Below are 18,522 nucleotides of genomic sequence, written 5' to 3'. Positions count from 1 at the left end.
CAGACCTATCGGGGGCATTGCGCCACCGCTGGGCGACGCGCGTTGTGCTGATCACGATCTTTGCTCCCGCCAATGTGCATTTGCTGGAAATCGCCGGCCTGCGCGATGCGTTCTTCGAAGCGAACTGCAAGATGCGGACCGGGAAACCGTATCGCATGCAATTGGTCACCGAGCACGGAACGATCACCGAGAGCGCGTCCGGCGTCAAGTTCATGCCCGATGCGTGCGTGCGCGACGCGACCGAGCGATCGGATACCCTGATCGTCGTCGGGCCCAATGGGGTGCCGGCGCGTTCGAGCGAAGATGTCACGCGCTGGCTGCGCGAACAGGCCGGGCAGTCGCGCCGCTACGGCTCCGCCTGCACGGGCGCCTTCCTGCTGGCGCAGGCGGGGCTGTTGTCGGGGCGACGCGCCACCACCCACTGGCAATATGCCGAACGCCTTGCCGCCGAATATCCGGACATCCGCGTCGAGCCAGACCAGATCTTCGTGCGCGACGGACCGGTGTTCAGTTCAGCCGGGGTAAGCGCGGCGATCGACCTGGCCTTTTCGCTGATCGAGGAAGATCATGGGAGCGCGCTGGCGCTGTGGGTGGCGCGCCGGCTCGTCGTTTTCCTGAAGCGGCCTGGCGGGCAATCGCAGTTCAGTGCGACGCTGACAGCGCAGATCGCGACGACCAGCCCGATCGACAAAGTCCGCCTGCACATCCTCGAAAATCCGCGTGCCGACCTTAGCCTGTCCGCCGTCGCCAGAGCGGCCGGGGTCAGCCCGCGTCACCTGTCGCGGCTATTCCACGCCGAACTGGGCATAAGCCTGGCCGATTATGTCGAACTGACCCGCATCGAAATCGCCCGCGGCCTGCTGGAAGACAGCGCGTCCCCCATCAAGCGGATCGCCCATGTCGCGGGCTTCGGATCGACGGCGACGCTCCGCCGCGCCTTCATGCGGAGGATCGGCGTCACGCCGATGCACTATCGCCTTCGCTTTCAGGCTACCGGAGAAGGCACGCGCGATGACGAAAGCGACGCCGCTTTGTCCTGAAATGTCGCCAGACCGAAGTTGAGAGGGCGGGGGCGCCGGCGCATCATGGCCCCCGGAGGCCATATCATGCGACTCTTTCCAGCCGGGCCGTGCTGCTCACCGCTTCGAACGTGCAGCGCGCGCCATGACATAGCACAGCGGCGCGGACATCGCCGAAGGCGCAGCAGTACAGGTTGAGGTGTACGCGCCCCAGCGCCGCCGTCATTTCAATGAGTGACGTCGCCACGCGGATCTGACCCACGGCGACGTGACAGCCTGCATCGGACATCATCATGGCTTTTCGATACCTATCGAAGGGCGGGGCGCTGCACGCCCTGGCCCGGCGCCGCCTGCTCGTCCCGGTGGCCGCGATGCTGTTATCGAGCGGGACGACCGCCGATGCCATCATCCTGAGTGGAAGCCGCCCGACCGATGGCTCCGCCATGATGTCGGCCGACGACAGGGGGCGGTTCGCGGGCGTCGGCCGGGTTGAATGCCGCGACCCCCGAACATCCGGCGTGGCGTATGTCGCCACCGGCTGGGTGCTCGGCAGCACCGACACCGTGGTGACGGCCGCCCATGTCTTTTTCCGTGGCGCATCGACGATGAGGGCGGCACGGGCGCTAAACCCGGCCAAGTGCGCCTTCATTCTTTATGATCGGAACCAGCAGATCCGACAGGAAGCGCGCATCCGATATGCGGTGTCGCCCTGGGCCGACATCACCATCCGTAACGACAGCTCCTACGACGTCGCCATCCTCAAGCTCGATCGGCCGATTAAGATCGATAGCATTCCGGTGGCGATGGCTTTCAAGGGCCAGGAGAAGGCGGTGGTGGATCTTGTCGCCTTTCATCTGGGCGTCGGCGAGATGCAGCGCGCCTGGATCACCAGGGGCCGATTGCGCGATTTCCCCGCCAGTCAGCAGCGCGACGACAGGGCGGCCACGCGCATCACCAACGCACGGCGGCTCTTTTCGACATCAGCCGACTCGAGCCCGGGATCGTCCGGCGGCATGTATTATGACGAGCGGATGCACGCCGCGATCGGCGTGCATCTGGGCGCGGTCTGCGATCAGGTCCGGCCTCGATACGATCCTCATCTATGCTTCAACTACGGGCTGCGCTTCACACCCGCGATCGTGGCGATGGTCGACATGGTCGTGCGCGATCAACCGGCGCCCGCGAACCTCATAGTGGCTGACGGCGAGCCCAGCCTCGCCGAGGCGCGCCCGGTGCAGCGGGCAGTCGACTAAACGGAGTCCCAGTCTGCCTCTTATGCCTTCAATGGAGATGAAAGTGGAACAGATGACCGCGTTTGGACATGTCGAGGCACTGGATGGCGCGAGCCGGTTTCCGCTGGACGCCTTCGGCCGCCCGATGGGCCGCCCGCCTGTCGTCGGTGGTGCGCCGGTCGATATAACGGCGGGGGAGATGACGGGCTTGTGGTCATTGCGGTTCGGCACGTTCGGTTGCCCGGATGGCGAAACGCGGGGCGGCGTGGTTCATATCGGCGAGGGGCTGCTCGGCGGCGGCGACAGCAGCTTCGCCTATATGGGCCAATGGAGCATGGCGGGCATCGAATTGCGCGCCAGACTCGATATCGCGCGGCACAGCCGGGATGACACGACGACGAGCATCTTCGGCATCGGCGCGGATGTCTATCACGCCGATTGCGTCGCGCACGCCATCACTCCGGATCTGTTCGAAGGCCGCATCCGACGCCCGGGCTATCCCGATGCCCGATTGACGATGCGCCGGATGGCGGTCCGCCAGAGCCAGGCGACAAGAACGGCTCGCGATGGCTGGTGGCGACATTTCCCGAATCCTGGGGAACACGATACTCAGTCGGCGGATGCGCGAGCCAGTCAAAGGCAGCGCGGGAGCCAAAGCGAAAGCCGTTGATACCCCTCCACCATGCTTTGCATGTTCCCCTCCCCATGCTTCGCGTAAGGAGGATTTGGTGGGGTGGATCCTCCCTTTCCGGAGGACAGGCGGATCCAGCTGTTCCTCCAATCGTCGATCGCGGGCTCCACAGGATGAAGCGCCTTGTGGCCAGCTAGGTAGAAATCCGCGCTTAAGATGAGCGTTACGGTGCCGTATTAAGTGCGCGACAGCGATAACCGCCAAACTCTGATCGGGGGGGCCGAGAAGAGCAGGTTATGCCGGATGCATGTCGCTTAGTGCGGGCCCTCGCGTTGCCGGCCATTGCCGTGCTGACCATGGGAAGCATCGGCAGGGTCCAGGCACTCGAACAGCGCACGCTTGCCATTCATAATTTCGAGCGGGCACGTCTCGGGATCGGGCCCCTCAAATGGGACAGGCGGCTTGCAGCGGATGCGGATCGCTGGGCCAGGCATCTGGCCCGGCTCGGATATCTGGTCCATTCCCCCGATGATCCAGCGGACATCTCACCGCAGGGCGAAAATTTGTGGGCGGGCACCGCCGGAGCCTTTTCCGCGGATGATATGTCGAAGCTGTGGCTGAAGGAAAAGCGCAACTTCAAATATGGCGTTTTCCCCGACAATAGCCGGACCGGCGACCTGGAGGATGTCGGTCACTACACGCAGATGGTATGGGCTTCGAGCAAGGCGGTCGGCTGTGCCTTACGGCGGGGACGGAAAGACGAATTCTTCGTCTGCCGCTACAGCGAGGGCGGAAATATTTTGGGTGAAAGACCATATTAGGGCGGGTCGACGTTCAGCTCATGCCGGCCTGCAAATGCGGTTTCCGGTGCTTCCGTTGCTCACGTACATTTGGGCCGGTCGTCACATAGATTGATGGCCGTGATTGCTGTGGGAAGCACGCCGGCAGCGACGGCCTGCTGGCACGGACAACCACAGCCCGCGCTGCGCAGTCCTTCTTGCCAGCGCACTTCCCAGAGCAACCCCTCGGCCGGGCGGAGTACGCTGCGCGCGGGGTCACCGAAGACTGGCATTTCCGGCTCGGTCAGAACCGAATGTCGATCCGCCCTGGTTGACCGCCCCCGTTGACCTCCATACCCAGCCAAGCGCGCGTTTCATCAAGATAGGCATTGGTACGAATGGCCCTGAATGCTAGGCCGTTATCGCAGGGCAAAAAGGGACCGACGGGGCTGGGGCATCATCTGTTGGCGAACATCGGCCAGGCCCCGGGCGGCAATGGACTTCGAATGACATTCTTTCCGCGTTTGAAATCCTATCTGCGAAGCCAGTCCCGTCTGGTCTTGACCCTTTTCAGTGGCGCGCCTTTCAGGACATTGCGTAATCGCTTCCACAACGCGATGGGGCATCGGGTGCACATGTCTGCCAACATCATGCACTCGGCATTCCTCAACCACGGGAAGATCAAGATTGGGCGCGACACGTTCGTGGGGGATGAGGTTTTGATAACGGGTGGTGACATTGCCATTGGCTGTCGTTGCGACATTGCGCCGCGCGTCACCATCCACGCAGGAAGCCACCTCATGGGCGATGACTCCCGCCGTGCCGGCGCGCCGAGCGAGGGGGTGATCCGGATCGGATCGGGCACATGGATCGGCACCGGCGCCACGATCATTGCCGGGGCGGTCATCGGTAGCGGGAGCTTGGTGGCTGCAGGGAGTCTGGTAAAGCGTGGCCGTTACCCGCCCAACTCTCTTTTAGCCGGCTGTCCTGCCAAGGTTGTGAAACAATTCAAATGAGCCAGACTTCCCTTCAGTCCCGCACCAGGGGGATCAATCGGATGGTCCTGTCGGTGCTGGCCGTTCTCTGCATATTGGCCCCAACGTCGCATCCGCTGCATGGCCTGCTGAACTGGGACATCAAATATGTCTATGTCGCGTCGTTCGTCGGATTGCTCGCAATATGCTTCATCGGTGAACGTGAGCAGACCCATAGCTACCGGCCACTCGCGATCGCGCTCCTTTATTTCGCGTTCGGCATTCTGGGAACGATCATTTCTGGGGCCTATCATCAGATCATGATCGGTATCGTCGGCAGTGCTTCGGTGATAGCGGTATATTATAGCCGGCGGTATATTTATTCCGAGCAAGCCGTCAGAGCTCTGAACATCATTACATTCTGCATTCTCGCAGGTGCCTGGATAGCACTTATATATGCTCTCTTGGGTGGCGGGGCGATTTTTGCCGCGATGAACCTGGAAACGGACAAGGAGATGCCATTCTATCTCACGTCCTTTACAAATAGCGTGCAGGATGGGCTTATAAGACCTTCGGGAATATTCGATGAGCCGGGTGCTCTGGCGATGTTTTCGATAATCGTCGCTATAATTAATGATATATATGGGAAAAATAGTTCTAAGACCCAGCTTATATTGTTGGCTAATCTTGTGACTCTCTCTGTCATGGCTTTCATAGCTTTAGTTATTTTTTGGACTTCCGCCTTTTTCGTAAGGGGTAAGCGATTTGTCGCTTTTGCCGTGGCTTTTCTGGCTACGATAGCATTGTTGGCTATTCCTACCGCCCGAGATATATTTTCCGAGACTGTTCTTTCACGATTCCGCATGGAGGACGGAAAGTTCGCCGGAGATAACAGATCGAACCAGCTCGAAAATTTCTTTTATTACCTGGACTGGAATATAATTAAAAAGGGATACCTGACGTCCTATGGTCGTTTTGATTTGGATATGAGTTCTAATCCTTTCAGTATCCTTTTTGCATCAGGTATATTTGTATGGATTCCATATTTCCTGATATGTTGTATGCTTTTATTTTTATGCTTCAAGAATAGGAAAATTGGCTGGGCAATTCCGTTAACTCTGCTGATCCTTATCTTGCAAAGGCCCTATATATACTCATTATATTGGTCCTTCATGTTGTCGGTGGCATTGATGCCGGTTCTGTTTGCAGAAACATTGTCTGCCCGCAGGCGGATGCAAAATTGAGGATCCTGTACCTCCATAGCGAAATCATGCCCTATCACGTTCCGGTATTCCGGAGTTTCCTGGCAGCAGGTTGCGAGCTGCATGTGATGCGGTGGACCAGAAGAAATATCACACCCTACCAACTTCCGTCGTCGCTCCCGGTAACCACTTACGACCGGGAGAGTTTTTCAACACGGGCGATCACGGATATGGCGCGGGCCCTGCGTCCCGACATCGTCTACATCGCCGGGTGGCAGGATCTGGGATATCTCCCTGCGGCAATGGCGCTGCGCCGAAGCGGAACGCCGGTCGTCGTCGGTTTCGACGATCAGTGGCTTGGCAGGTTGCGGCAGCGCGCAGGGGCGCTTCTGTCCCGCTTCGTCCTCAGGCCGCTGTTCTTTTCTCACGCGTGGGTCGCCGGGCCGCGACAATATGCCTTTGCGCAGCGGCTCGGTTTCCGGGACGATGAGATCATCTTTCACCTGTTGAGTGCTGACACCCGGCTCTTCGGCGCGGTGCCGGAACGGCGTCTCGCGCGTGCGACGACGGGATTCCTGTATGTCGGGGCGTTGCGACGGGTGAAGGGGGTCGACGTCCTGCTGGACGCCTATGACATCTATCGCAAGGAGCTGGGGGGAGCGTGGACGCTCACCTGCGTCGGCAGCGGCGAGCTTGCTGAGCGCGTTGCACGGTGCCCGGATATACACCATGTTGGCTTCAGCGATCAGGATGCGCTTGCCGGTTTGGCCGAGCGCGCTGGAGCATTCATCCTCCCCAGCCGGCTGGACCAATGGGGTGTGGTGGTGCACGAATTCGCGGCTGCGGGTCTGCCGCTGATTCTGTCGGAAGGCGTTGGTGCGGCGCCGCAATTGCTTATTCCCGGCTATAACGGTTTTCGGGTACGCAATGCGGATCCGGCGGATCTCGCGGTTGCGATGCGCCGGATGGAGCTTAGTTCCGAGGGGGAGCGACAGGCCATGGGGAAGCGGAGCACCGAACTCGCGATGGCGATCAATCCCGAAATGTCCGCGCAGAGCTTCCTGTCTCTGGCAAGGCGCAAGCCGGGCACAGTTTTCCGGCAGGCGAATCCATGAAGATCGGCATCGACGCTTCCCGGATCAGGTCGGGCGGCGGCATCGGTCATCTGCTCGGGATTCTGCGCAGTTTCGCCAAGGCCGACCGGCCGGATATCGAATTGCACATCTGGTCCTATGACGAACTGCTCGATCAGATCGAGCCCTCGGCCCATATTATCCGGCACAGGTCCAGGCTCCTGAACGCTCCCCTTCTGTTTCAACTGTTCTGGCAGAGGTTCGTGCTGGGGGTAGAAGCGCGACGTTACGGCTGTGACATAATGTTCACGCTCGATGCCGCAAGCTTATGCGATTTCAGACCGTCGGTTGCCCTGAGCCAGGACATGCTCTCGTTCGAGGCGGGCATCCCGCAGCGCTTCTCCTTCGGTTATGAGAAGTTGCGGCTATGGGCGATCGGGCGCGTCCAGGTAGCGCGCATGAGGCGATCGGACGGTGTGATATTTCTAACCGAGCACGCACGGCAGACGATCGGCCGATATACGGGCGCCCTAGCCGACACCACGGTCATAGCGCACGGCTTTGACGAGCGGTATCGGCAGGCGGGGGCGGTGGCCAGGCCCGCTATTCCGCGTGAGGGCGGGGTCATCCGGTGCCTCTATGTGTCGCCGATCGCGCCCTATAAGAACCAGGACAAGGTGATAGAGGCGATCGGCCTGTTGCAGGCGCGGGGATATCGCGTCGAACTCACCCTCGTCGGCGGCGGCAAGCCGGCGCATGTCGCGGAAATCCGCTCGATGATCGCGCGCGATCCCGCCCGCGAGGGATCGGTGCGAATGCTCGGCCATCTTGGCCGCGACGAGATGATCGATCTCTACCGCGCGTCCGATATCGCGATATTCGCCTCATCGTGCGAGACGTTCGGCATAACCCTGCTCGAGGCGATGGCCTGTGGCATCCCGATTGTCTGCTCTCGTCTCGAAAGTCTCCGGGAAACCTTGGGCGACGGCGGGATATATTTCGATCCCACCGATTCAGCCGATATCGCGTCTTCCATCGAGAAGGTCGTATCGAGCGATGTGGTTGCCAAACAGATCGCCGCCATGGCCAGAAAGAACAGCACCGCTTACACATGGGACCGGTGCTCAGACCTGACATTCTCGTACATAGAGTCCGTTCTTGGCAAAGTCCGAGCGCGCTCGTAGACGCTGAGCAGTTACCGAAGGTACCGATTTTCGATGATGAAGAAGGCTTTGATCACCGGGATAACCGGGCAGGATGGTTCCTACCTGGCGGAACTGCTCCTGGCCAAAGGATATGAGGTCCATGGCATCAAGCGCAGATCCTCGTTGTTCAACACGCAGCGTATCGACCATCTCTACCAGGATCCGCACGAGAAGGGCGGGCATCTCCGGCTGCATTATGGCGATCTGACCGACGCATCCAACCTGACCCGCATCCTCAGCGAGGTCGAACCGGACGAAGTCTATAACCTGGCCGCGCAGAGCCATGTGGCGGTGAGCTTCGAGGCGCCCGAATATACGGCGGACGTCGATGCGATGGGGGCTTTGCGGCTGCTGGAGGCGATCCGGTTTCTCGGCTTCCAGAGCAGTACCCGCTTTTATCAGGCATCATCGTCCGAACTCTACGGGCTCGTCCAGCAGGTTCCGCAGACCGAGGCGACGCCCTTCTATCCCCGATCGCCTTACGCCGTCTCGAAGCTTTTCGCTTATTGGATGACGGTGAATTATCGCGAAGCCTATGGGATGTATGCGTGCAACGGCATCCTGTTCAATCATGAGAGCCCCCGCCGTGGCGAGACTTTCGTCACCCGCAAGATCACGCGCGCGCTCGCCAATATCAGCCAGGGCCTCGAAAGCTGCCTTTACCTCGGAAACCTGAACGCCTTGCGCGACTGGGGCCATGCAAGGGACTATGTCGAAATGCAGTGGCTCATGCTGCAGCAGGACAGCCCGGAAGACTATGTCATTTCGACCGGCGAGCAGCATTCGGTCAAGCAGTTCACCCTGTGGACGGCGCAGGAACTGGGGATCGAACTGCGCTTCGAGGGAGAAGGGGTGGAAGAGGTCGGAATCGTCGAGGCGGTGGACGGTGAGATCGCGTCGGGCGTAAGACCGGGCGATGTGATCGTCCGGATCGATCCGCGCTATTTTCGGCCTGCGGAAGTCGAAACGCTTCTCGGGGATCCCAGCAAGGCGCGGGTGAAATTAGGCTGGCAGCCGAAGACAACCGCTCGGGAGATGTGTTCCGAGATGGTGGCGGAGGATCTTGAAAAGGCCCGCCGCCACGCGCTGCTGCGCGCGCATGGATTTCGTTCATCCATGACGTTCGAGAACTGACGATGCGCGTTTATGTGGCCGGTCATGGTGGAATGGTGGGATCGGCCATCTCACGTGCGTTCGAGCATCGGGGGCAGGAGGTGCTGACCCGGACCCACGCCGAGCTCGACCTGACCGACGGTCACGCGGTAGCCGGGTTCATGCAGGCGGAGAGACCTGACATGGTGATCCTCGCGGCCGCGAAGGTTGGCGGGATTCACGCGAACAACAGCTATCCGGCCGAGTTCATCCATCAGAATCTGATGATGGAATGCAATGTCATCCATCAGGCTTTCGCCGCGGGCGTGTCCAGATTGCTGTTTCTGGGGTCCTCCTGCATCTATCCACGCGCGGCGGCTCAACCGCTGGCAGAGGAGGCGCTTCTGACGGGAGCCCTCGAACCTACCAACGAGCCTTATGCTATCGCGAAGATCGCGGGCATAAAATTATGCGAAAGCTATAACCGCCAATATGGCACCGATTTCCGCAGCGTGATGCCGACCAATTTGTATGGGCCCGGGGACAATTTCCATCCCGAGAATTCGCATGTGGTGCCGGCCCTCATTCGACGGTTCACCGAGGCAGCGGCGCGGCAGGCGGACGAAGTCGTCGTCTGGGGGACGGGGACGCCCCGGCGGGAGTTTCTTCACGTGCAGGACATGGCCGAGGCCTGCCTTTTCGTGCTCGGTTTGTCAGAGGAGGAATATCGCTCCGTCACCCGTCCGATGTGTTCGCATCTGAACGTCGGCCTGGGCGAAGACATTTCGATCCGGGACCTGGCGGTGATGATTGCCGGCATCACGGGCTTCCAAGGACGAATAAGCTTCGACGAGAGCCGGCCGGACGGAACGATGCGCAAGCTGCTCGACATCTCCAAATTGTCGTCGCTCGGCTGGAAGCCCACTATTGCCATCCGCGACGGCCTGGAAGATGCCTATCGCTGGTTCGTCGATCACCAAAATCAGGCGCGCCATCTATAATCTGCCATGATGGCGATCGATCGGGTAACGTCATCGCAAACGTCCTTCCTCCTGTCGGGAATTCCTGAAGCACAATGACCGGGCGCGCCTACCAGATCTGCACTTCCTGCGTCATGGACACCAGCGACAGCGCGATCAGCTTCGACGCCGAGGGGGTCTGCGATCATTGCCGCACCTTCCGTGAGCACACGCTGCCCAACTGGCACCCCGACGAGCGCGGGCGGGCCGAGCTCGAACGGTCGCTGGAGCGGGTGCGCAAGGCGGGGCGGGGGAAGGACTTCGACTGCATCATCGGCATGAGCGGGGGGATCGACAGTTCCTATCTGCTCTATGTCGCCAAGGAGATGCTGGGGTTGCGGCCGCTGGTGTTCCATGTCGACGCCGGCTGGAACTCCCAGATCGCGGTCAACAATATCGAGCGGCTGGTCGACGGGCTGAAGCTCGACCTGTTCACCGAGGTCATCAACTGGGAAGACATGAAGGACCTCCAGCTCGCCTTCTTCCGCTCGGGCGTGCCGCATATCGACGTTCCGCAGGACCATGCCTTTTTCGCGACGATGTACAAATTCGCGACCGAGCATGGGGTGAACACGATCCTGACCGGCGCGAACCTGTCGACCGAGTGCGTGCGCAATCCGGTCGAGTGGATGTATTATCAGTCGGATTCCTGGCAGCTCCGCGACATCCATCGCCGCTTCGGCCGGCGCCCGCTGCGCAGCTATCCGGTCACCTCGATCCTCTGGCACAAGCTGTGGCTGCCCTATGTCCGTCGCATCAAGGTGCTGCGCCCCCTCAACCATGTCCCTTATGTCAAGGAGGAGGCCAAGGCGTTCCTGGCGGAGCGGTTCGGCTGGCAGCCCTATCCGCAGAAGCATTTCGAATCGCGCTTCACCCGCTTCTACGAAAGCTACTGGCTGCCCGAGCGCTTCGGATATGACGTGCGGCGTGTCCAGTTCTCCAGCCTGATCGTGACCGGGCAGATGCGCCGGGAGGACGCGCTGGCCGAGCTTGAAAAGCCCTCCTATGATCGCGAGACGATCGCGCAGGACAAGGAGTTCGTCGCCAACAAGCTGGACATCAGCGTCGACGAGCTGATGGGGTTCATGGCATTGCCGCACAAGCGCTACAGCGACTATCGCAACCAGCGGGCGATCTATGACGCGGGCGCCTGGGCGATGCGCCGGCTCGGCCTCGAAATCGGCGGCAAGCGTTGATCACCATCGTCGATTACGGCCTCGGCAATGTGAAGGCCTTCGCCAACATCTACCGGCAGCTGAACATCCCCGTCCGCATCGCCGACGGCGCGGCGGCGCTGGCGGGTGCGCGCAAGATCATCCTGCCCGGCGTCGGCGCGTTCGACTGGGCGATGGCGCGGCTGCAGGCGTCGGGCATGCGCGACATGCTCGACCGCGTCGTGCTCGAAGAAAAGGCCGATGTGCTGGGCGTGTGCGTCGGCATGCAGATGATGGCGCGGCGGAGCGAGGAGGGGCGGGAGGCCGGGCTCGGCTGGATCGACGCCGAGGTCGTGAAGCTCGATACGGCAGGGCTCAACGGGCAAACGCAGTTGCCGCACATGGGCTGGAATGACATCATCCTGCACCGGCCGAGCCCGCTGTTCGACGGGCTGGAGGGCAGCCGTTTCTACTTCCTGCATTCGTTCCACATGATTCCCGCCGACGACGGCGCGATCCTGGCCAAGGCCGACTATGGCGTGACGTTCGCCGCGGCGATCGGCGCGGGCAATATCTACGCGACCCAGTTCCATCCCGAAAAGAGCCATGCCGGCGGCATCCGCCTGCTCAAGAATTTCGCGGCGCTCTGACGATGCTGCGTGCGCGGATCATGCCCTGTCTCCTCGTCCAGGACGGCGGCCTCGTGAAGACGACGCGGTTCGGCAGCCCGAAATATGTCGGCGACCCGATCAACGCGGTGCGCATCTTCAACGAAAAGCAAGTCGACGAGCTGATCGTCGTCGATATCGATGCGACGCGGCATGGCCGCGAACCCAATTACCGGCTGATCGAGATATTGGCGAACGAATGCCGCATGCCGCTCTGCTATGGCGGAGGCGTCGGCCGGGTCGAGCAGATCGAGCGCATCGTCGGGCTCGGCGTGGAGAAGGTCGCGTTGGGGGCGGCGTTGCATGCGGATTCGCAGCTCCTGCCGGAGGCGGCCGCCCGGGTGGGGAGCCAGAGCATCGTCGCGGTGCTCGACGTGCAGAAGACCGGCCTGCTGCGCCGGGCCGAGGTCGTGACGCACAACGCCACGCGGCGGACCGGCCGTGATCCGGTATCGTTCGCGCGCGCGGTGCAGGACCTTGGGGCCGGCGAGATCCTGCTCAACAATGTCGACCGCGACGGCGTGATGAAGGGCTATGACCGCGACCTCATCGCCGCGGTCCGCGCCGCCACCTCATTGCCGCTCACCCTGTTGGGCGGGGCCGGGTCGCTCGACGACATCGGGGGCCTTGTCCGGGATCATGGGGTGATCGGGGCGGCGGCGGGCAGCCTGTTCGTCTTCAAGGGCAAATATCGCGCGGTGCTGATCAACTATCCGGCGCCCGACGAGAAGGACAGAATCCTCGCGGAAGCCTGATCCGGCGCGATGGGCTTTCACCTGCCGGCGTTCAGACCCGCTCGACGGCCAGCGCCAGGCCCATGCCGACGCCGATGCACAAGGTCGCCAGGCCGCGCTTGCCGCCGGTCCGTTCGAGCTGGTGGACAAGGGTCATCGCGATCCGCGCGCCCGACATGCCGAGCGGATGGCCCAGCGCGATCGCGCCGCCGTTGGGGTTCACCTGGGGCGCGTCGTCGGGCAGGCCGAGGCCGCGGGTCACCGCGAGCGCCTGGGCGGCGAAGGCTTCGTTGAGCTCGATCGCGTCGAAGCCGCTGATCGACAGGCCGAGTTGGGCCATCAGTTTGCGCGTGGCGGGCAGCGGACCGATCCCCATGACACGCGGCTCGACCCCGGCGCTGGCCATGCCGAGGATGCGGGCGCGCGGCGTCAGGCCGTGCGCCTTCGCGGCGGTCTCGCTGGCGACGATCATCGCCGCCGCGCCGTCGTTGATGCCCGACGCATTGCCCGCGGTGACGGTGCCGTCGGGGCCGAACAGCGGCTTGAGCTTCGCCAGCGTCCCGATCGTCGTGTCGGCGCGCGGATGCTCGTCGGTGTCGGTGGTGACGGTGTCGCCCTTCCGGCGGCCGGGCAGGGTGAGCGGGACGATCTCTTCGGCGAAGAAGCCGCCCTGCTGCGCGGCGGCGGCGCGCTGCTGGCTGCGGAGCGCGAAGGCGTCCTGATCGGCGCGCGAGATGCCATGCTCCTGCGCGACATTCTCGCCGGTGCGCGGCATAGTCTCGGTGCCGTACAGCGCGTCGAGCGTGGGGTTGACGAAGCGCCAGCCCATCGTCGTGTCCTCGAGCTTCTGCGCGCGGCCGAAGGCGGCGTCGGCCTTGCCCATCACGAAGGGGGCGCGGGTCATGCTCTCGACCCCGCCCGCGACCGCGAGGGCCATCTCGCCGGTGCGGATCGCGCGGGCCGCTGCGCCGACCGCTTCGAGGCCCGAGGCGCACAGCCGGTTCAGGGTGAGGCCGGGCACACTGGTGGGGAGGCCCGCGAGCAGCAGGCTCATCCGCGCGACGTTGCGGTTGTCCTCGCCCGACTGGTTGGCGCAGCCGTAGAAGACCTCCTCGATCGCCGCCGGATCGAGCGAAGTGTTGCGCTCTATCAGCGCCTTCAGCGGCAGCGCGCCGAGATCGTCGGCGCGAACCCCGGCGAGCATGCCGCCATAACGGCCGATGGGGGTGCGGATGGCGTCGCAGATGAAGGCGTCGGTCATGATCTTTCCGTCAGGCAGCGGTGAGGGTGAGGCCGGTGAGGCGGCGAAGTTCGTCGAGCGACAGGCCGTCGACCATATCGACGACGCGCGCGCCGTCCGCGCCGACGTCGAAGATGGCGAGATCGGTGTAGACGCGCGAGACGCAGGCGAGGCCGGTCAGCGGATAGCTGCACCGCCCGACCAGCTTGCTTTGTCCGGCCTTGGTGAGCAGCTCCATCATCACGAAGGTCTGCTTCGCGCCGATCGCGAGGTCCATCGCGCCGCCCACCGCCGGGATCGCATCGGGCTCGCCGGTGTGCCAGTTGGCGAGGTCGCCATGGACCGAGACCTGGAAGGCGCCGAGCACGCAGATGTCGATATGGCCGCCCCGCATCATCGCGAAGCTGTCGGCATGGTGGAAATAGCAGCCGCCGGTGAGCAGCGTTACCGCCTGCTTGCCGGCGTTGATCAGTTCCCAGTCCTCCTCGCCCGGCGCGGGTGCGGGGCCCATGCCGAGCAGGCCGTTCTCGCTCTGCAGCAATATCTCGCGATCCTGCGGCAGATAATTGGCGACCTTGGTCGGCAGGCCGATGCCGAGGTTCACATAGGCGCCTTCAGGAATGTCGCGGGCGACGCGGGCGGCCATCTGGTCGCGGGTCATGGGGGTCATGCCGATGCTCCGGTCTGGACGAGGCGCTGGACGAAGATGCCGGGGGTAATCACCGCCTCGGGATCGAGTTCGCCGAGCGGGACGATCTGAGACACCTGCGCGATCGCGGTTTCCGCGGCCATCGCCATGATCGGCCCGAAATTGCGCGCGGTCTTGCGGTAGACGAGGTTGCCCCAGCGATCGCCGCGATGCGCCTTGATCAGCGCGAAATCGGCATGGATCGGATATTCGAGGACATAGTCGCGCCCGTCGATGTTGCGCGTCTCCTTGCCCTCGGCGAGCAGCGTGCCGAAGCCGGTGGGAGTGAAGATCGCGCCGAGCCCGGCCCCCGCCGCCTGGATGCGCGCGGCGAGATTGCCCTGCGGCACCAGTTCGAGCTCGATCTCGCCAGCGCGGTAGCGCGCGTCGAAATGGTGGGAATCGCTCTGGCGCGGAAAGGAGCAGATGATCTTGCGGACGCGGCCCGCCTTGATCAGCGCGGCGACGCCGCTTTCGCCATTGCCGGCATTGTTGTTGATGATCGTCAGGTCGCCGACGCCGCGCGCGATCAACGCGTCGATCAGCTGATCGGGCATGCCCGCGGTGCCGAAGCCGCCGATCATCACCGATGCGCCGTCAAAGATATCGGCGACCGCGTCGTCGACCGTCGCCACCGTCTTGTCCACCACGCGCGAATCTCCTTCCAGCGGCGATCGATGGCGCTCCGTCTCCCGGCGGCTGCCACTTGAGTCAACCGATAAACGTGATATTGTCCGATAATCGGTTAGTGGAGAACAGGGTGGAGCAGCTTTCCACGCTGGACGCGCAAGGCGATCCGGAATTCATGACCTCGCTGGCGCGGGGGCTTGCGGTGCTGCGCTGCTTCGCCGACGAGCGGCAGCCGATGACGATCGCGCAGGCGAGCCGCCTGACCGGACTCAGCCGGCCGGCGGTGAAGCGCTGCCTGCATACGCTGGTGCGGCTGGGCTATGCGATGCAGACCGGTGCGCATTATGCGCTGCGGCCCAAGGTGCTGGCGCTGGGCTATGCCTATATGTCGTCGAGCAGCCTGGCGATGCGCGCCCAGCCGCTGCTCGACCAGTTGCGCGACGATCTGCACGAATCCTGCTCGCTCGGCGTGGTCGAGGAGGACGAGGTCTATTATATCGCGCGCGCCGAGGTGTCGCGGATCATGTCGGTCGCGCTGCGGGTCGGCAGCCGGGTGCCGCTCTACTGCACGTCGATGGGACGGGTTCTGCTGGCGGGGCAGGGCAGGGCGGCGCAGGAGGCCTATCTGCGCCGGACGCCGCTGGTCGCGCTGACGGACAAGACCGAAACCGATCCGGCCGCGCTGCTGGCGATCTTCGACAGGGTGGGCGAGGAAGGCTGTGCGATCGTCGACCAGGAGCTCGAAGTGGGGCTGCGGTCGGTTGCCGTTCCGGTGATCGGCCGGGATGGCGTCCATGCCGCGATCAACATCGGCGTTCCTGCGGGGCGGGTCTCGCTGACGGAATTGCGGACGCGCTACCTGCCCGCGCTGAAGCGCGTTGCGCGCGATTTGGCGATGATCGTCGATCGCGCTTGAGCCACGATGCTGGCCGATAACGCACCGCCTCGGTGGTCGCCTTCCTGTGCAGCGAGGCGGCACGCTATGTGACGGGCGAGATGATCCTGATCTGCGGCGGCTATATGGGCTGATGCCCGCCGACGCGGTGTGGATTCGGCGCGCAACAGTCAGGCCGACGCATCCTCAATTCTACACCGGCCAGCCCCCACGCCAGCGCAAACGGCTTGTCGACGGTGATGCGAACTGCGGCGACAGGCGGCCAGGAGAGGCATTGCGTCGCCAGCCGCTGGGCGAACGTCTCGATCAGCGGAATATGGGTTTCTGCCAGGGCCTCTGCGGCGCGAGCGATGCTACGATAGTCGACCATCCCTTCGATATTGTTCGGGTCGGGCGAGGATAGGGTCAGCTCGACCTGGATCACGAGCGGCTGGCGTCGTCCGATTTCGTCGGGATTTATGCCGATATCGGCGAGCACCGTCAGATCGCGGATGCGCACCACGAGGCCGTCGATAACCGCGGCCATGGCGTCAGCCCTTGAAGACGACGGTGCTCGCGCCGTTGAGGAAGACACGGCCATGGAGGTGGAGGCGGACCGCTTCGGCGAGCACCCGGCGCTCTATGTCGCGGCCCTTGCGGACCAGCTCGTCGGGGGTGTCGGCATGGCTGATCGCCTCGACGTCCTGATGAACGATCGGCCCTTCGTCGAGGTCGCTGGTGACATAGTGCGCAGTCGCGCCGATCATCTTCACCCCGCGCGCATGCGCCTGATGATAGGGCTTCGCGCCCTTGAAGCCGGGCAAAAAGCTGTGGTGGATGTTGATGCAGCGTCCCGACAGGAAGCCCGCAAGATCGTCCGAGAGGATCTGCATATAGCGGGCGAGGACGATCAGCTCGGCCCCGGTCTCGTTGACGATCGCCTTGATCCGGGCCTCCTGATCGGCCTTGGTGTCTTTCGTCACCGGCAGATGGTGGAAGGGGATGCCGTCGCCGATCTCGACGCTGATCGCGTCGCGCGGATGGTTGGAGATCACCCCGACCACGTCCATCGGCAGTTCGCCGATCTTCCAGCGATAGAGCAGGTCGCCGAGGCAATGGTCGAACCTGGAGACCAGCAGCAGCACCTTCTTGCGTTGAAGTTGATCGCGTACCGCCCAGGTCAGGCCGAGGCCCTCGGCAATCGGCGCGAAGTCGCGGCGGAAGGCTTCGAGCGTCTCGCCTTCGCCGGGCTGGAAGGCGACGCGCATGAAGAAGCGGTCGTTGAGGCTGTCGTCGAACTGCTGCGCGTCGATGATGTTGCCGCCCCGATCGGCCAGGAAACCGGCGACGCGGGCGACGAGCCCGGGCCGGTCGGGGGCTTCGACGCGCAGAAGATAGGAAGTGCTCACCTCAGACGGTCCTTTCCGGCGCGCGCGAGCGATGCGCGCGATCATAGCCGTTGATCCACGCGACGGTCTTTTCGAGCCCGCCGAACGGATAGAAATGCAGGCGGACGGGGCCGTGTTCGGGGCCCAACCCGCGATCGAGCTCGTCGACCAGCCTGTCGGGTCCTGCCGAGCCGAACAGCTTGCCTACCGAGATGCCATATTTGGCGAGGACGGCGGTCGATGCGCCCACCCCGCAACGCGCGGCGAAACGCAGCAGCGTCTTGATCCCGGCGGGGCCGGGGATGCCGATGCGCACCGGCGCGTCCGTGCCGCGTGCGCGCAATGCCGCCAGCCAGGAGAGCACCCGGCCCGCGTCGAAGGCGAACTGGGTGACGACCAGCGGGGCCATGCCACGCGCGACGATTTCGGCGCATTTCGCCTCGAGTATGGCGAAGCCCTGTTCCTCGCTCATATTCGGATGGCCCTCGGGATGGCCGCCGACGCCGATCGCGGCGATGCCGTGCCGTTCGAACGCGCCGCTGGCAATCAGCGCCATGCTGTCGGTGAAGGGGCCTTCGGGAGTCGACGGATCGCCCGCGATGACGAAGCAGCGCTTCACCCCCGCTTCGGCAACGGCGGCGGCGAGATAGTCCTCGAATGCCCCCGCCGATCCGATCCGTCTTGCCGAGAAATGCGGCATCGGTTCGAAGCCCAGGTCGCGGACTGCCTTCACTGCCGCGATCCGCGCGGCAGGGTCCTCGTTGGGCAGGAAGGTGACCGCTACCGGCGCGGTCGGCCGGATTGCTGGCGCCGCCGCGCGCAGCGAGCCGATGTCCTTCGCGGTCATCTCCAGCGAATAGCCCGTGACCATATTGGTCGCGGGCTGCGCCCAGCCGGGATGAATGAGCGGGGTGGTCATC

Annotated in this window: 22 protein-coding genes; 15 read left to right on the top strand and 7 right to left on the bottom strand. The window is 63.3% G+C overall.

The features are described 5' to 3' along the window. Positions 1-17: 17 nt before the first annotated feature. Positions 18-1,040, top strand: a complete 1,023-nt coding sequence (locus ASE00_RS11370; protein WP_235538635.1) for a GlxA family transcriptional regulator — start codon at positions 18-20, stop codon at positions 1,038-1,040. Between the two features lie 64 nt (positions 1,041-1,104). Here the strand turns inward: ASE00_RS11370 and ASE00_RS11365 are convergent, their stop codons facing one another. After that, on the bottom strand, positions 1,105-1,314 hold the full coding sequence (locus ASE00_RS11365; protein WP_056380291.1) for a hypothetical protein: 210 nt from the start codon (positions 1,312-1,314) through the stop codon (positions 1,105-1,107). On the opposite strand from ASE00_RS11365, the gene ASE00_RS11360 reads away from it, so the two are divergent. From ASE00_RS11360 to ASE00_RS11305, 12 genes are all read left to right on the top strand, one after another. Beyond that, positions 1,313-2,272, top strand: coding sequence for a trypsin-like serine peptidase (locus ASE00_RS11360; RefSeq protein WP_056380288.1), 960 nt, complete (start codon positions 1,313-1,315; stop codon positions 2,270-2,272). The two genes, ASE00_RS11365 and ASE00_RS11360, sit on opposite strands and share 2 nt — an antisense overlap. A 43-nt stretch (positions 2,273-2,315) precedes the next feature. After that, the gene (locus ASE00_RS11355; protein WP_156405394.1) at positions 2,316-2,921 is read left to right on the top strand and encodes a hypothetical protein; all 606 of its coding nucleotides are present in this window, start codon (positions 2,316-2,318) and stop codon (positions 2,919-2,921) included. A gap of 257 nt (positions 2,922-3,178) precedes the next feature. Next, a complete protein-coding gene (locus ASE00_RS11350) occupies positions 3,179-3,703 on the top strand; it encodes a CAP domain-containing protein (protein WP_056380285.1) in 525 nt (174 codons plus the stop codon). 356 nt (positions 3,704-4,059) lie between these two features. Then, positions 4,060-4,677 carry an acyltransferase gene (locus tag ASE00_RS11345; RefSeq protein ID WP_056380283.1) on the top strand — a complete coding sequence of 206 codons (618 nt, stop codon included), beginning with the start codon at positions 4,060-4,062 and terminating at the stop codon, positions 4,675-4,677. A gap of 41 nt (positions 4,678-4,718) precedes the next feature. Next, positions 4,719-5,879 (top strand): hypothetical protein, encoded by a 1,161-nt coding sequence (locus ASE00_RS11340; RefSeq protein ID WP_162256448.1) that lies wholly within the window; start codon positions 4,719-4,721, stop codon positions 5,877-5,879. Between the two features lie 26 nt (positions 5,880-5,905). Continuing rightward, a complete protein-coding gene (locus tag ASE00_RS11335) occupies positions 5,906-6,952 on the top strand; it encodes a glycosyltransferase family 4 protein (RefSeq protein WP_156405393.1) in 1,047 nt (348 codons plus the stop codon). Further along, positions 6,949-8,094, top strand: coding sequence for a glycosyltransferase family 4 protein (locus ASE00_RS11330; RefSeq protein ID WP_056380277.1), 1,146 nt, complete (start codon positions 6,949-6,951; stop codon positions 8,092-8,094). Before ASE00_RS11335 ends, ASE00_RS11330 begins: the two co-directional genes overlap by 4 nt. Positions 8,095-8,127: 33 nt before the next feature. Continuing rightward, a complete protein-coding gene (gene gmd / locus ASE00_RS11325) occupies positions 8,128-9,249 on the top strand; it encodes a GDP-mannose 4,6-dehydratase (RefSeq protein WP_200957921.1) in 1,122 nt (373 codons plus the stop codon). A gap of 2 nt (positions 9,250-9,251) precedes the next feature. Next, entirely contained in the window at positions 9,252-10,208 is a 957-nt protein-coding gene (gene fcl / locus ASE00_RS11320; RefSeq protein ID WP_056380275.1) for a GDP-L-fucose synthase, read from the top strand. A 74-nt stretch (positions 10,209-10,282) separates the two neighbouring features. Then, on the top strand, positions 10,283-11,422 hold the full coding sequence (locus ASE00_RS11315) for an N-acetyl sugar amidotransferase (RefSeq protein ID WP_082594640.1): 1,140 nt from the start codon (positions 10,283-10,285) through the stop codon (positions 11,420-11,422). Continuing rightward, positions 11,419-12,030, top strand: a complete 612-nt coding sequence (hisH, locus tag ASE00_RS11310; protein ID WP_056380271.1) for an imidazole glycerol phosphate synthase subunit HisH — start codon at positions 11,419-11,421, stop codon at positions 12,028-12,030. The genes ASE00_RS11315 and hisH overlap by 4 nt, the downstream gene beginning before the upstream one ends. 2 nt (positions 12,031-12,032) lie before the next feature. After that, the gene (locus ASE00_RS11305; RefSeq protein ID WP_056380269.1) at positions 12,033-12,803 is read left to right on the top strand and encodes an AglZ/HisF2 family acetamidino modification protein; all 771 of its coding nucleotides are present in this window, start codon (positions 12,033-12,035) and stop codon (positions 12,801-12,803) included. Positions 12,804-12,834: 31 nt separating this feature from the next. Here ASE00_RS11305 and pcaF read toward each other — a convergent pair whose 3' ends face one another. From pcaF to ASE00_RS11290, 3 genes are read right to left on the bottom strand one after another with little or no spacing between them, the layout of a single operon-like run. Beyond that, on the bottom strand, positions 12,835-14,043 hold the full coding sequence (gene pcaF / locus ASE00_RS11300) for a 3-oxoadipyl-CoA thiolase (RefSeq protein WP_056380267.1): 1,209 nt from the start codon (positions 14,041-14,043) through the stop codon (positions 12,835-12,837). A 10-nt stretch (positions 14,044-14,053) separates the two neighbouring features. Further along, the gene (locus ASE00_RS11295) at positions 14,054-14,692 is read right to left on the bottom strand and encodes a 3-oxoacid CoA-transferase subunit B (RefSeq protein WP_056380265.1); all 639 of its coding nucleotides are present in this window, start codon (positions 14,690-14,692) and stop codon (positions 14,054-14,056) included. Then, on the bottom strand, positions 14,689-15,360 hold the full coding sequence (locus ASE00_RS11290; protein WP_056380263.1) for a 3-oxoacid CoA-transferase subunit A: 672 nt from the start codon (positions 15,358-15,360) through the stop codon (positions 14,689-14,691). The genes ASE00_RS11295 and ASE00_RS11290 overlap by 4 nt, the downstream gene beginning before the upstream one ends. A gap of 110 nt (positions 15,361-15,470) precedes the next feature. Between ASE00_RS11290 and ASE00_RS11285 the strand changes: the two genes are divergently transcribed. Beyond that, positions 15,471-16,256: an IclR family transcriptional regulator domain-containing protein gene (locus tag ASE00_RS11285; protein ID WP_235538634.1), complete on the top strand. Its 786-nt coding sequence runs from the start codon at positions 15,471-15,473 to the stop codon at positions 16,254-16,256. Positions 16,257-16,288: 32 nt separating this feature from the next. After that, positions 16,289-16,369, top strand: coding sequence for a hypothetical protein (locus ASE00_RS24460; protein ID WP_414819853.1), 81 nt, complete (start codon positions 16,289-16,291; stop codon positions 16,367-16,369). On the opposite strand, the gene ASE00_RS11280 is transcribed toward ASE00_RS24460, so the two are convergent. The 3 genes from ASE00_RS11280 to ASE00_RS11270 are packed head-to-tail and all read right to left on the bottom strand — an operon-like array spanning position 16,357 to position 18,521. Further along, entirely contained in the window at positions 16,357-16,761 is a 405-nt protein-coding gene (locus tag ASE00_RS11280; protein WP_056380260.1) for a dihydroneopterin aldolase, read from the bottom strand. The genes ASE00_RS24460 and ASE00_RS11280 overlap by 13 nt on opposite strands. 4 nt (positions 16,762-16,765) lie before the next feature. Further along, complete coding sequence (gene purU, locus ASE00_RS11275; protein WP_056381589.1) at positions 16,766-17,623, bottom strand: formyltetrahydrofolate deformylase; 858 nt, start codon at positions 17,621-17,623, stop codon at positions 16,766-16,768. 1 nt (position 17,624) lies between these two features. Then, the gene (locus tag ASE00_RS11270; protein WP_056380258.1) at positions 17,625-18,521 is read right to left on the bottom strand and encodes a methylenetetrahydrofolate reductase; all 897 of its coding nucleotides are present in this window, start codon (positions 18,519-18,521) and stop codon (positions 17,625-17,627) included. Between the last annotated feature and the right edge of the window lies 1 nt (position 18,522).

This window comes from Sphingomonas sp. Root710 (assembly GCF_001429065.1).
GTDB lineage: Bacteria > Pseudomonadota > Alphaproteobacteria > Sphingomonadales > Sphingomonadaceae > Rhizorhabdus.
Note: the sequence above shows the minus strand (reverse complement) of the source record. Positions and strands in the feature narration are given on the sequence as shown.